The organism is Streptomyces sp. NBC_00286, from assembly GCF_036173125.1.
GTDB lineage: Bacteria > Actinomycetota > Actinomycetes > Streptomycetales > Streptomycetaceae > Streptomyces.
Map to the genome: position 1 here is coordinate 44,574 of NZ_CP108054.1, position 13,084 is coordinate 57,657.

Below are 13,084 nucleotides of genomic sequence, written 5' to 3' on the forward strand. Positions count from 1 at the left end.
GCGAGGCCCACCGTGCGCAGGCGGGTCGGCCCATACGAACTCCCGCTGCACCCTGAAGAGTTATAGGTACCTCTTCTGCGGCGGGGCTCACTACGGTGGCCGCGGTTGTCAGACCGCACCGACCACGCGCAGTAGTAACAGGGGGAGAACTCTCATGCGTAAACGCATCGTCACCGTCCTCGGCATTCTCGCGACGGCCTTCATGCTCGCCATCACGCCAGCTTCCGCACGTACCATCGGCCCAGGCGACACGATCTACGACGACGTCCCTGGCCACTTCTACTACGAGCGTTCGTGCGAGACCTACTACAGCCTGACTATCTCCTCTAAGAAGGCCGTGGCCAGCAAGAACCACTTGTCTGGCCACTGCGCCGGCCATGTCTGGCTCCGCATGATGGGCGACAGCTTGGGCGAGTGGAGCAACGACCCGACGTCGGTCAAGCGGACCAGCCCCAGGGGCAAGTTCCGCTGGGCGTACATCAAGGGCTGCGCTGACTGCCACGCCTACATCGTGTACCCGTAGGTTCACCGCATCAGAGAATCCGGGCGGGCCCACGTCACTGGCGGTGGCGGGGCTCGCTCGTGTCACGTTGCGGTCAGAAATCCTTCTGGCAGCCACACGGCGGCATGGTCGTCGGTGGGAGCCGTCTCCGGTGGCCGTGACGCAGGCTCGTACGCGATCAGGAGGGCGACCTCCTGACGCTGGCCGGGCTCGCGGGCAGCGTCGACGGCGGTGTGCCGAGGCTCAATAGTTGTCACCGTCATAGCCGGATGACGTGGCGCTGACGGCCGGCGGTCCACTTGCGGGCCGCCCAGGTTTCCCACAACCCGCCCTCGTGGCGAACTCGCCCGGCTATCCTCCCGAGGTGGTTCGAGCGCCCCTGGGCCAGTGATCGAGCGGACTGTCGCATGCGCCTGCAGGGCCTTCCAGGCCGGGCGGAGCACTCCGGGCAGCTGGCCCAGCTGCTTGTCATTGACCTTGTCCAGGTCGATGCCGACCATGTCTACGGTGTCGCTGACGCCGTAGACGAGGAGGCCGCCGCGGGTGTTGGTCATGGCGGCGACGTCCTTGGCGAACTCGTTCCACTGGCCTGGAACCGGTGAGACGGGCGGAAGGGCCTCCTTCCAGTCCAGGTCGTCACTCTCGCCGAGCTTGCGCTGCACGGCCTCGGCGACCATCTCGTACGTCACCGGCCCCGGCGGGTGGCCGAGGTATTCGTGCAGCCGGGTCCATGAACGTGCCATCCGAGCAGCGTAGTTCCCCAACTAGCGGGCAGTTCCGGGTTTCTGGCAGGAGCGCACTCGGCCGATGGCGACCAGCCGGTCGCTCCTCATGACTCGGCGCGTGGTGTCGCTCAACAGCGACCTGTGCCGCCCGCCGAGTAGCACCGCGCAGGCCCCCGACAGTCAGTAGCCCGTCGGCGAGGATCTCTAGAGCCGGTCGAGTGCAGAACGGACCCTGTCGACTACGTACGGGAAGGTCGTTCTGTCCAGCACAAGTTGATACGCCTCCCGGGCGCCTTCGCTGTCACCCTGCGCAGCGAGCACTTCGCCCAACTGCTCGGCGGCGATCACAGCCATGCCCTTCTGGCTGTTCTCCACAACGAACCGCAACGCGGTGATGGCATCCGCCGCGTGGCCCTTGCGCTTGCATACCTTCCCGACGTCCAACGCGGCAGCACAGGCGTGCTTGAGGCTGCTGGAATCCTTGTGGGAGTCCATGGCGGCGCGTAGCGCGATGCGGGCCGTGTCGATGTTGCCGGACTGCTCGCTGCTGAAGGCGAGCCACTCGGCGGCGACGGGAACGTAATCAGGGTGACCCGTGTCGATCACACGCTGCAACGCGCGATTAATCGCCGCCCCGCTCGCGGAGGCGTCGGCGACGCCGTGGCTCTCCTCGAGATCCTGCCACTCCAGTCCGGCGAGCCCCATCGCCGCGAGCGGCACGGACTCCGAGTCTCCGGAATCCATGCTTCGACGAAGGAGCAGACGTGCGGGCCGGACGAACTCACGCTGATAGGCCGCTATGTGGGTGCCAAGCTTCAAGCTTTTCTCGGCGACGGACTTCTCCTCGTCGGAGCCGTCATCTTCTGCGCAGAGGTCGGCTGCCAGCAGATACGCCTCGTCGGCGGCTCGCCGATCATTGAGCTCGGACCGCACGATCCACAGGTGCAGCGCCCCACGAACGTTGTAGCGGGGGTTGGCGGAGGTAGCGGCCCGCTCAAACGCCTCGGCCGCACCTTCCCTGTTGCCGCTGCTCGCCCGTCGGAGCCCCAGGTTGATCAACGCTCGTGCCGACCGGATCCGCAGTCTCAGGCTCGCCATACGGGCATGTGTACACCACCAGCCTCGGATTGGCGCCGCACTGGATAGAACTGGCCGGTGGGTACTCCCACCAGTATGGACACGGCAGCTGTAGTTCGTGAAGCGTAGGGCGTCGTCGCTGGTCAGTGTGGCGGAGTGGGGTACCTGTGGGCATGGGTACGGCCACCTGCATCGTGATTGTTTGTGACGACGAATCAGAACGCGGTGGCCCGCGAGGTCCGGCCCCGACATGCGGCGTTCGCCGTCGAGGACATCGTCGAGGCGGTGCGGCACGTCCGTGTGGCGGGCGCCGAACTCCTCAGGATTCCGGCGAATTACTGCGACGACCTGGCGGCACCCTACGAATTCCCCGACGGGGAGCTGGAGACGTATCGCGAACTTGGCATTCTCTGCGACCGCGACGAGCAGGGCGGGGAGTTCCGCCGCTGCTACACGGATACGGTCGGGTACGTCTTCTTCGAGATCGTCCAACGGACCGGCGGTTACCGCGGATACGGCGCCGCCAACGCCTTCGTACGCTTCGCCGCCCAACGACGGTAGACCCGTTGGGCGGCGAGGACCAGTGCCTCAGCGGGACACCGGGCGCAACCGCTGTTCCAGGAAGGAGACGACGGTCGGCCACGTCGGAGTCACGGGGCGGGCCGGCGTGCTGTGCCCGTTGCGTGTGGTCTCCTGGTAGGCACCCTGGCGGGTCTCGTCGTCGGTGAGCATGTCCTCCAGAGGCCCGTGCCCGGCTCGTGGGAAGGAGATCAGTCGTGCCTCCTCACCCGCGGCCGCGAGGGCGTCGTAGAGCAGGCGGCTCTGGTGGTACGGCACGAAGGGGTCCTGCTCGCCGTGGAAGATCAGGAACGGCGGGGTATGCCGCTCGCCGATGTAGGTGAGCGGGTTCGCCGCGACGACCTTGCCAGGGCAGACCGTGATGGTGCAGCCGAGCAGCAGCAACTCGGGTGAGCGGGCGTCGGAGTGGCAGTCCGTCAGCCCGAACGCCGAGTTGAACACCCTGCAGTCGTCCGGCATGTGTGCGTCCATCTGCAGGAAGTCGGTCGGCGGGTAGAACGGCACGGCCGCCTGGACAGCGCTGGACGGCCCGCGCGGGCCGACGTCGCCCTCCAGCTCCGGACGGTCGCCGGTGACCGCGGCCATCGCGGTCGTCCAGCCGCCCGATGAGTCGCCCATGATCGCGACGCGGTGCGGGTCCAGGTTGTACGTTCTGGCGTTCGCGCGCAGCCAGCGGATGGCGCCCTTGATGTCGTACAGCTGCGCCGGGAACTGCGCCTGCCCGCTGGAGCGGATCGCCACGCCCGCGACGGCGAATCCCCGCGGGTTGAGCTGTGCGGCCACCCTGTCGGCGCCGCGGCGTCCGCTGTCGGCCAGCCAGCCCGAGCCGCTGGAGAAGATCACCAGCGGGACCGGCTGCGCGGACCTGGGGACATAGAGGTCCAGCAAGTGGCCTTGAGTGCCGGGCGGTTGGGCGGGTGCGTAGGCGAGGTCCTTGGTGACTTCCACATCGGTCTGCGCCCGGGCGGGGGCTGCGGCCCCCGCAGCCGTGATGAGAACCACGGCTGCGGCGGCCGCCGCCAGTGCCCGAGGGATGCGCCCCGAGCGCAACTGACTCAGGTGTATCCCTGTGCGTAGCTGCATCGTGCCGACTCCTCTTCGAGGGGTTCGTGTGAGCTGAAGCCGAATGGAGCGATGGAACGAACGAGACCGGGAGACCGAACGCCGACTGTCCGATGCGCCCGCGCCGACAGTGGCCGTGACGGGTGCCGGGACCGTGGTGTCACTCCGGCTGATCCGCCGGGCGAGCGACACGAAGGAGATCGTGAGCACGCAATTCGTTCGCCTGGTGAAATGTGGTTCACTCTGAGCAGGCATGAGTCTCAGGTTGCGGTGGGCGAGTGTCAATGGTGTTGCTCGAGGCGATTCCCGATCCCGACCCTTGCCCGTACCGGCTGCGACGCGGCGTTCTGTGAGGAGTCATCCATGACCAAAAGCGAGTTTCCGGAGGCCATGACGGCGGCCGGTGCGGTCCGTGGCCGCCGTGAGGGCGGCCTGGCAGTCTTTCGCGGCATCCCGTACGCGCAGCCACCGGTGGGCGAGGCACGCTTCGCGGCGCCGCGACCGGCGGACCGTTGGGACGGGGTACGGGAGGCCTTCGCGTTCGGTCCGCCTCCCCCGCAGGAGCCGTTCGGGCCCGAGGCGGCTCCCGCCGGACCCCCTCCGGCAGGTGACGACTGGCTGACGGTCAACATCTGGACGCCGGACGCCGACCCGGCGGCGCGCCGACCGGTGATGGTGTGGATCTACGGGGGCGCCTACAAGTTCGGCTCCGCCGACGACCCCGCCTACGACGGCAGCCGCCTGGCGCGGGACGGCGACCTGATCGTGGTCACTCTCAACTACCGTGTCGGCATCGAGGGGTTCGCCTCGGTCGAGGGCGCTCCCGCGAACCGGGCTCTGCTCGACCAGGTCGCGGCTCTGGAGTGGGTGCGCGAGAACATCACCTCTTTCGGCGGCGACCCCGACCGGGTCACTGTCTTCGGCGAATCGGCCGGCGCCGGGTCCATCGCCGCGCTGATGGCCATGCCCCGGGCGCGGGGACTGTTCCGGCGGGCCATCGCGCAAAGCGTGCCGGGTACCTTCTTCTCGGACGCGCTGGCCGCGGACATCGCCGAGACCTTGGCCGGTGAGCTCGGCCTGCGCCCGACGGTGGCCGACCTGTCCGGTGTGGACCCGCGCAAGCTGCCCCAGGCGGGTGCCACGCTGAGTGGTCGGATGCGCGAGTACGTGCACCGCTGGGGTCCGGTCGCCCTCACCCCGACCCCGTTCTCGCCCGTCGTCGACGGCGACGTTCTGCCCACCACACCGTGGGAGGCCCTGGCGGGCGGTGCCGCACGCGACGTGGAGCTGATCGCCGGGCACAACCGGGACGAGTACCGTCTCTTCCTCATGCTGGGCGGGATGCTCGGGCGGGTGGACGAGGGTCTGGCTTCGATGGCGCTGGGCCTGTTCGGGCCGACGCCGGACGCCGAGCACGCCTACCGCGCTGCGTTCCCGGACGCCTCGGCGGAGTACCTGTTCGAACTGGTCCAGTCCGACTGGCTGTTCCGCATGCCATCGCTGCACCTGGTGGAGGCCCAGGTGGCCGGTGGCGGCCGGGCGCACATGTACGACCTCACCTGGTCCGCTCCGGCGAACGGCGGCGCTCTCGGTGCCTGCCATGGCCTGGATGTACCGCTGGCCTTCGGTGTGTACGGCGGGCTCGGCGGCATGCTGACCGGACCGGCGCCCTCGCCCGCGACCGAGGCGCTCTCCGCTCGCTTCCGCTCCGCGTGGACCGCGTTCGCGGCCACGGGCGACCCGGGCTGGGCGGCCTACGACAGCGAGCAGCGCCTCGTCCAGGTCCTTGACTCGGAACCGACGGTCGCCGCCTACCCGGAGGAGGCCTCCCGCCGCCTCTGGGAGCGGCACACCTTCGCCGCGTTGCCCTTGACGACGGCGTAGCGGTCTCCGCTCCCCACCATCCGGCCCGCGGTCGGCCAGGTCACCGCCTGGCCGACCGCGGTTCTTCGACACCGGTCGAGGACCGGCAACAACCACGGCCCCGGCACTCGTTGTGCACACGGCCGGTCACAGGCCGATGAGCCGCCGGTTCCCCGCCGGTGGACGCCGCATAGCGGGCCGGCTCGGTCGGCAGGATCATCCTGGTGGCTCTCGCCACCGCGATGGTGGAGCCGCCGGCGGTCACGGCGTCACCCGTGCCGGTGGCGACGGCGCGGGTGTCGCCCTCGTAGCTGTACGCGCCCTGCCCGGAGGGGTAGGCGCCGCGCAGATCGAGGTGGCAGGAGCCGCTCGCGACGGTGGCCCTGGTCGTGAAGCCCACGCTCGAAGGCAGGCCGTCGAGGGCGGTGCCGACGCTCAGCGTGGTGCCGATCGTCCGGCCGGGGGCGGGGACGGCTTCGTGGACGATCACCTTGTCGGCGCGGGAGACGAGCGCGCGGCGTCGGGTAGGCGCTGGCCGAGGTCCAGGGAAAACCGGTCGAAGAGCCCCCGGTCGTCGGCGATGTGTGCGGTGCGCAGCGCCTGACCCGCGAGGGCGCACGGCTGACGGTCCCGGGCAACCTGAACGACAACCAGATGCGCTTCGAGTCCCAGCTCTACGTGACCGCCGAGGGCGGCTCGGTCGGGGGCACGAACACCAAGGTGCGGGTCGACAACTCCGACGCCGTGACGATCGTCCTCGGCGCCGGCACGAACCACGCCGACAAGTACCCGGCCTACCGGGGCGAGGACCCCCACGAGCGAGTGACCAAGGTGGTCGACCGCGGCGTGCAGTAGGACTCCTGGGTCTTCGCTGAACACGTCCGCACCTCAGGCTTGCTGCTGCCGCGGTGCACCCGTCGGAACATGTCTGGATCTGGAGAAGGCGGCAGGGCGCGGTTTCGGGAGGAGCCTCGGCGGACCTATTGACGCGATTCGGGCAGGGACATAATCTCCGCTTGCATTTGTTCGGCACACGGACAGATGTTCGCAATGCGCACACACTCGTTCCTGTCAGGAGTCCCCATGCAAAGGCGCGTTCTCGGGCTTGCCATAGCGGTAGTGACGGTCGCAGCCGCGGCCGGATGCGGATCTTCTTCCGGGGCCGGTGGTTCGTCCTCCTCGGACGGGGACAAGACCACCCAGGTCAAAGTGGGGATCATCCCGATCGTCGATGTGGCACCCCTGTATCTGGGGCAGAAGAAGGGGTTCTTCAGCAGCCGCGGCATCGACCTGAAGATGGAGACCGCTCAGGGCGGTGCCGCGATCATCCCCGGCGTGGTGAGCGGTCAGTTCCAGTTCGGATTCAGCAACACCACGTCGCTGATGATCGCCCAGACCAAGGGTGTGCCGATCAAGTCCGTGGTCAACGGGACCGCCTCCACCGGTGACACCGGCAAGGACATCAGCGGAGTGGCCGTCAAGAAGGACAGCCCGATCAAGTCGGCCAAGGAACTTGCCGGCAAGACGGTGGCGGTGAACACCCTGCAGAACATCGGGGACACCACGGTCCGTGAGGTGGTGCGCAAGGACGGCGGCGACCCCTCGAAGGTCAAGTTCGTCGAGATGCCGTTCGACCAGATGCCGGCCGCGCTGGACGGCGGGCAGGTGGACGCCGCCTGGGTGGGCGAGCCCGCGCTGACCATCGCCAAGGGCCAGGGCGCCCGCGTCGTGGCATCGCCCTTCGCCGAGACCGACCCGAACCTCACCATCGCGACGTACTTCGCCTCCACCAAGCTGACCCAGGAGAACCCCGACCTGGTGAAGAAGTTCACCGAGGCGGTGACCGAGTCGCTGAAATACGCCTCCGAGCACCCGGACGAGGCACGTCAGATCGTCACGACCTACACCAAGATCGACGGCGAGGTGCTGAAGAAGTTGACGCTGCCGACCTGGCCGGCCGAGTACGACATGGCCTCCCTGGAGAAGCTGGCCTCGCTCGGCGAGCAGGACGGCATCTTCGGCGGTAAGAAGCCCGACTTGGATGCCCTGTTCTCATGAGCGCCTCCGGGAGCACTCCTGTACTGACGAAGCCCGCCGGGACCGCGACAGGTCCCGGCGGGCCGGGCGGGGTGGGCGGTGGCCGCGTGCGGCGCACTCTGGACAGAGCGCGCACCCCGTTGCGCGGACTGGCAGGCCTGGCCGGGCTGGTGGTGTTGCTCGAGGTGCTGCCGCACACCGGTGTCGTCTCCGCCGACTACCTCCCGCCCGCCTCCGACATGGGCCGGGCCCTGTGGCAGATGCTCGGCGAAGACGCGTTCTGGACCGCGCTCGGTGACACCCTCACCGGTTGGGGCCTGGGCCTGGCCATCGCCGTGGTGGCCGGGGTGGTGGCCGGGTTGGTGATCGGATCGGTGCCGGTGCTGCGGGCGGTGACCGCCTCCACCATCGAGTTCCTGCGCCCCATCCCGTCGGTGGCGCTGATCCCGGTGGCGGTGCTGCTCTACGGCACCGACCTGGAGTCGAAGCTGCTGCTGGTCGTGTACGCCTCCTTCTGGCAGGTGCTCGTCCAGGTCCTGGCGGGCATGCAGGACGTCGACCCTGTCGCCGAGGACACCGCCCGCAGCTACCGGATGGGCAGTTGGGGACGGGTGCGGTACGTCCTGTGGCCCACCGCGCTGCCGTACGTGATGACGGGCGTGCGGCTGGCCGCGACCGTGGCACTGGTCCTGACGATCACCGCCGAACTCGTCATCGGCTCGCCCGGCCTGGGCAACCAGCTCGCGGTCGCGCAGACCTCCGGCGCCGTGCCGCGGGTCTACGCCCTGGTCCTGGTCACCGGACTCCTGGGGGTCGCGGTCAACCTGGTGGCCCGGGCGGTCGAGCGGCGGGTACTGCACTGGCACCAATCGATGCGCAGGGAGGGACAGCGATGACCGTCCTCACACTCGCCCGGCGGACCGGGCTGGTCCTGGGCCTGCCCGCGGTCCTGTTCGCCGTGTGGTGGTTCGCCACCGCGGGCAGTACCGACTTCTACTTCCCCCCGCTGTCCAGCATCCTGGGCAAGTTCGGGGAGGTATGGACGGGCGAACGACTGCTGTCGGACGTCGTACCCAGCCTGGTCCGCCTGCTCGCCGGCTATCTCCTCGCTGTCGCCGTCGGTGTCGGACTCGGTCTGGTGGTCGGCATGCACCGTGGCGTGCGGGACGTACTGGAGCCGGTCCTGGAACTCTTCCGGGCCATCCCGCCCCCGGTGCTCGTACCCGTCATCATGCTGTTCGCGGGCATCGGCGACACCATGAAGGTCATCGTCATCGTCAGCGGCTGCATGTGGCCGATCCTGCTCAACACGGTCGAGGGCGTCCGAGCCGTCGACGAGGTCCTGAGCGACACCTGCCGGTCGTACGGCATCAGCGGCCCGTCCCGGCTGTGGCACCTGGTGCTGCGCTCGGCGAGCCCTCAGATCGTGACGGGCATGCGCCAGGCCCTGTCCATCGCGATCATTCTCATGGTCATCAGTGAGATGTTCGCCGCCAGCAACGGACTCGGCTTCACCATCGTGCAGTTCCAGCGGTCCTTCGCCATCCCCGAGATGTGGAGCGGTGTCCTGCTGCTCGGCCTGCTCGGATTCGCCCTCTCCCTGCTCTTCCGCATCGCCGAGAACCGGGTCCTGGCCTGGTACCACGGCCTGCGCCGGGCCCAGCGCAACCCTTGACAAGGAGACGTCGATGCTCGACGTACGCAACCTGCAGAAGATCTACACCGGACGCAATCGCAGCGTCGAAGCACTTCGGAATCTCACATTCCATATCGGTGCCGGCGAACTCGTATGCCTGGTCGGCCCGTCCGGGTGCGGCAAGACCACGCTGCTGAAGTGCATGGCGGGACTGATCTACCCGACCGGCGGCGAAGTGCGCCTGGACGGCCGCCCGGTCGACGGACCCCCGCCCGGCATGGCGGTCGTCTTCCAGGAGTACGGCCGCTCCCTCTTCGCCTGGATGAACGTACGCGACAACGTAGCCCTGCCCCTGCGCCGCAAGAAGCTCGGCAAGGCCCGCGAGAAGGAACTGGTCGACCACGCGCTGGAGGTGGTCGGGCTCGCCGACGCCCACCAGGCCTACCCGTGGCAGTTGTCCGGCGGAATGCAGCAGCGCGTCGCCATCGCCCGCGCCGTCGCCTTCGAGCCGAAGGTGCTGCTCATGGACGAGCCGTTCGCCGCCGTCGACGCGCAGACCCGCGCCGAACTGGAGGACCTCATCCGGCGGTTGTGGCGCGAACTGGGCGTCACCGTCCTGTTCGTCACCCACGACATCGACGAAGCCGTCTATCTCGGCCAGCGCACCATCATCCTGTCCACCTCACCGACCGTGGTGCTGGAGGATCTGACGATCGATCTCCCCGACGAGCGCGACCAGTTGCACACCCGCTCCAGCACCCGCTTCGCCGAACTGCGCGCCCACGTCTACGAGCAGATCCAGCGCGCCAAGCACCACAACGGCGACACGCATACAGCAGTGGCCGACCGCAGCGACGAGCTCGCCCTGCACAAGTCCGAGTCCTGACACACCGTCCGACACAGGGGCCGTAGCGCATGGACGACAACGAACCCGGGCGGTACTTCGTGCAGTCCCTCGAACGAGGGCTGTCCGTCATCCGTGCGTTCACCGCCGACACACCCGAGATGACCCTCTCGGAGGTCGCCAGGATCACCGGCATGAGCCGTGCCACCGCACGGCGCTTCCTGCTCACCTTCGCCGACCTGGGGTACATGGCCACCGACGGCCGCCACTTCCGCCTCACGCCCCGGGTCCTGGAACTGGGCTACGCCTACCTGTCCAGCATGTCCCTGACGGAGATCGCCCAGCCCCACCTGGAGCAACTGGTCGCCGAGGTCCACGAGTCCTCGTCGGTGGCGGTGCTCGACGACGAGGACGTGGTGTACGTCAGCCGGGTACCCACCCGGCGGATCATGACGGTCTCCATCAGTATCGGGACCCGCTTCCCTGCCCATGCCACCTCCCTCGGGCGGGTCCTGCTCGCCCACTTCGACGAGCGCCGGCTGCGGCACTACCTGGACACCGCCTCCCTCAAGCCGCTCACCCCCCGCACCATCACCTCAAGGGAGGCACTCGCCGCCGAACTGGAACACGTGCGGGCACAGGGCTGGTGTCTGGTGGACCAGGAACTGGAACAGGGCCTGATATCGATCGGCGTACCCATCCGGAACGAGGCACGACGGGTGGTGGCAGGCATCAACCTCTCCACCCACGTCAGTCGGCGAACGCCGGACTCGATACGCCACGATCTACTGCCGCCGCTCCTGGCCACCGCCGCCGACATCGAGGCCGAGCTGAAGGTCCCCGGCTAGCCGGTCCGGATGCCGTGCCCCCCGCGACGGCAGCACGGAGCAGCACCGGCCTTGGCGACTGGCCGGAACACACCGCCCTGCGCGACGGGCGTTCCCGTGGGCTCGTCACGGCCACCCGGACCTGTCGGCTCTCTGCCCCACCAGGCATCATTCACTGCAGTGCTGAGACAGTCGCCGCGGAGAGCCCATGACATCGCCCCACGCCCTGACGCCTATCGACCCCATGGCGGCTCCCGCGCCACCCGAGGAAGCCGTGGCCCCTCTCATCCGGGGTATCGCCGTGCTGCGCGAGCTCACCGACGCCGGAGGGACGGCCGGCCTCAGTGATCTGGGACGGGCCACCGGCCTGGCCCGCGCCACCATCGACCGGGTCACCGGAACACTCGCTCACATGGGGTACATGCGGATGGACGGCAGCAACGCCGTCCTTGCCCCCCGCCTGATGGAGCTGGGGAACGCGTACCTGGCCGCCCTGCGTCTTCCCGCGCTGCTGAGTGCGCACGCCGATGCCCTCGCCGAGGAACTCGACGAGTCGGTGTCCCTCGCGGTGGCGGACGGTGACGGCATCCGCTTCATTCACCAAGCGATCCGCCGCCGCGCCCTGTCGCTGAGCTTCCGCATCGGCGACCTGCTGCCCGCCGAACGCACCGCGCCAGGCCCGCTGCTGGCAACCGAGTGGAGCACGGAGGACTGGGCGCGGTGGCACAAGAGGCAGGACGCCGACCCCGAGGACCTCGGCTTCCCGGCGGTCCCCCCTAGATCGCACCGTACCGCCACGACAGACTTCGAAGAACGGGTGGAACGAGCGCGCACCCATGGCTGGGCGATGGACGACCAGTTGATCGAGCCGGGGCTCGTCGCCGCATCCGTTCCGGTTCGCGCCCCCGACGGCCGGATCGCCTGTGTGGCGAGCGTCGTGAGCCATACCAGTCGGCACAGCGCGGACTCGCTGCGCGACTCCCTTCTCCCCAGGCTCCGTACTGCCGTGACCATCATGGAGCGGAAGTTGGCCGACGCTCCGCCTCCCGAGCCGCCGAGCAAGAGCACTCCCGTCGGACTCGCCACCTGGACGAGCGCGTCCAAACAGGAACTGGGCGGGGAGTTCATCGAATCCCTGGCCCGCGGCCTGACCGTGGTCACCGCGTTCGGTGAGGGCCGTGCGGAGCTGACGCTCTCCGAGGTCGCCGAAGCCACCGGCCTGTCCCGCGCCACGGCTCGCCGTGCCCTGATAACCCTGGGACACCTCGGTCACGTCACGCTGCACGGGCGGGTCTTCCGGCTCACTCCACGCGTCCTCGCCCTCGGTTTCCCGCCACTGTCCAAGACGACACTCACCCGGATCGCGCACCCCCACCTCGCCGCCCTCACCCGCAAGGTGGAGGACTCGACGTCCCTGGCAGTGCTCGCCGGTGACGATGTCCAGTGCGCGGCCTCGGTCGCCGCGGGACGCATCATGGACGCTGATATCGCCGTGGGCGCGCGCGTGCCCGCCTATGTGACCTCCACGGGCCGGGTGCTGTTGGCGGGGCTGCCGGCCGAGGAGCGCACTGCCCGGCTGGCGCGCGTGCGGATGGGGGCGCTGACCGCTCGCACCGTCACCCGGCCCACCGACCTCGAGGTGATTCTCGACCGAGTGCGCGAGGACGGTTATGCCCTGGTCGATGAGGAACTGGAAGAAGGGCTTCGCTCGATCGCCGTACCGGTACGTGACCGCGACGGCGGCCTCATGGCGGCGATCAACGTCACCATGCACAGCGGTCGCCGCCCCGCTGCGGAGTGCGTCACGACCATCTTGCCGGAACTGCGGGCCACGGCTGCTCACATCGAGGCCGACCTGCACATAACCGGGCGATTCGTGCGAGTTCCGGCATGGGAGCTGTAGTTGGTGAGGAGTGAGGTTCCTGTCATGTG

At 68.8% G+C, this 13,084-nt stretch carries 13 protein-coding genes and 1 pseudogene; 10 read left to right on the top strand and 4 right to left on the bottom strand.

What is annotated here, in order from left to right; all coding sequences use genetic code 11:
- Positions 1-154 precede the first annotated feature (154 nt).
- The gene (locus OHT21_RS00245; protein ID WP_328766034.1) at positions 155-523 is read left to right on the top strand and encodes a hypothetical protein; all 369 of its coding nucleotides are present in this window, start codon (positions 155-157) and stop codon (positions 521-523) included.
- 62 nt (positions 524-585) lie between these two features.
- On the opposite strand, the gene OHT21_RS00250 is transcribed toward OHT21_RS00245, so the two are convergent.
- Together OHT21_RS00250 and OHT21_RS00255 are read right to left on the bottom strand one after the other, a co-directional pair.
- A complete protein-coding gene (locus tag OHT21_RS00250) occupies positions 586-1,245 on the bottom strand; it encodes an AlbA family DNA-binding domain-containing protein (protein ID WP_328766036.1) in 660 nt (219 codons plus the stop codon).
- 186 nt (positions 1,246-1,431) lie between these two features.
- Positions 1,432-2,286 carry a tetratricopeptide repeat protein gene (locus OHT21_RS00255; protein ID WP_328766037.1) on the bottom strand — a complete coding sequence of 285 codons (855 nt, stop codon included), beginning with the start codon at positions 2,284-2,286 and terminating at the stop codon, positions 1,432-1,434.
- A gap of 255 nt (positions 2,287-2,541) precedes the next feature.
- On the opposite strand from OHT21_RS00255, the pseudogene OHT21_RS00260 reads away from it, so the two are divergent.
- A pseudogene (locus tag OHT21_RS00260) lies at positions 2,542-2,865 on the top strand (sugar phosphate isomerase/epimerase and 4-hydroxyphenylpyruvate domain-containing protein); the annotation flags it as partial.
- A 27-nt stretch (positions 2,866-2,892) separates the two neighbouring features.
- Here the strand turns inward: OHT21_RS00260 and OHT21_RS00265 are convergent.
- Complete coding sequence (locus tag OHT21_RS00265) at positions 2,893-3,966, bottom strand: alpha/beta hydrolase (RefSeq protein ID WP_328766038.1); 1,074 nt, start codon at positions 3,964-3,966, stop codon at positions 2,893-2,895.
- A gap of 342 nt (positions 3,967-4,308) precedes the next feature.
- Here OHT21_RS00265 and OHT21_RS00270 point away from each other — a divergent pair, with 342 nt between their 5' ends.
- Entirely contained in the window at positions 4,309-5,829 is a 1,521-nt protein-coding gene (locus tag OHT21_RS00270) for a carboxylesterase/lipase family protein (RefSeq protein WP_328766039.1), read from the top strand.
- Between the two features lie 40 nt (positions 5,830-5,869).
- Here the strand turns inward: OHT21_RS00270 and OHT21_RS00275 are convergent, their stop codons facing one another.
- Positions 5,870-6,298 carry a hypothetical protein gene (locus OHT21_RS00275; RefSeq protein WP_328766040.1) on the bottom strand — a complete coding sequence of 143 codons (429 nt, stop codon included), beginning with the start codon at positions 6,296-6,298 and terminating at the stop codon, positions 5,870-5,872.
- Between the two features lie 92 nt (positions 6,299-6,390).
- On the opposite strand from OHT21_RS00275, the gene OHT21_RS00280 reads away from it, so the two are divergent.
- The 7 genes from OHT21_RS00280 to OHT21_RS00310 all read left to right on the top strand — a co-directional run bounded on the left by OHT21_RS00280 (position 6,391) and on the right by OHT21_RS00310 (position 13,055).
- The gene (locus OHT21_RS00280; protein ID WP_328766041.1) at positions 6,391-6,663 is read left to right on the top strand and encodes a glycoside hydrolase N-terminal domain-containing protein; all 273 of its coding nucleotides are present in this window, start codon (positions 6,391-6,393) and stop codon (positions 6,661-6,663) included.
- Positions 6,664-6,891: 228 nt separating this feature from the next.
- On the top strand, positions 6,892-7,866 hold the full coding sequence (locus OHT21_RS00285) for an ABC transporter substrate-binding protein (protein ID WP_328766042.1): 975 nt from the start codon (positions 6,892-6,894) through the stop codon (positions 7,864-7,866).
- Positions 7,863-8,741, top strand: coding sequence for an ABC transporter permease (locus OHT21_RS00290; protein WP_328766043.1), 879 nt, complete (start codon positions 7,863-7,865; stop codon positions 8,739-8,741). The genes OHT21_RS00285 and OHT21_RS00290 overlap by 4 nt, the downstream gene beginning before the upstream one ends.
- The gene (locus OHT21_RS00295) at positions 8,738-9,520 is read left to right on the top strand and encodes an ABC transporter permease (RefSeq protein WP_328766044.1); all 783 of its coding nucleotides are present in this window, start codon (positions 8,738-8,740) and stop codon (positions 9,518-9,520) included. Before OHT21_RS00290 ends, OHT21_RS00295 begins: the two co-directional genes overlap by 4 nt.
- A gap of 13 nt (positions 9,521-9,533) precedes the next feature.
- Entirely contained in the window at positions 9,534-10,367 is an 834-nt protein-coding gene (locus OHT21_RS00300) for an ABC transporter ATP-binding protein (protein WP_328766045.1), read from the top strand.
- 29 nt (positions 10,368-10,396) lie between these two features.
- The gene (locus tag OHT21_RS00305) at positions 10,397-11,173 is read left to right on the top strand and encodes an IclR family transcriptional regulator (protein ID WP_328766046.1); all 777 of its coding nucleotides are present in this window, start codon (positions 10,397-10,399) and stop codon (positions 11,171-11,173) included.
- 187 nt (positions 11,174-11,360) lie between these two features.
- Positions 11,361-13,055, top strand: coding sequence for an IclR family transcriptional regulator domain-containing protein (locus OHT21_RS00310; RefSeq protein ID WP_328766047.1), 1,695 nt, complete (start codon positions 11,361-11,363; stop codon positions 13,053-13,055).
- Positions 13,056-13,084: the final 29 nt, after the last annotated feature.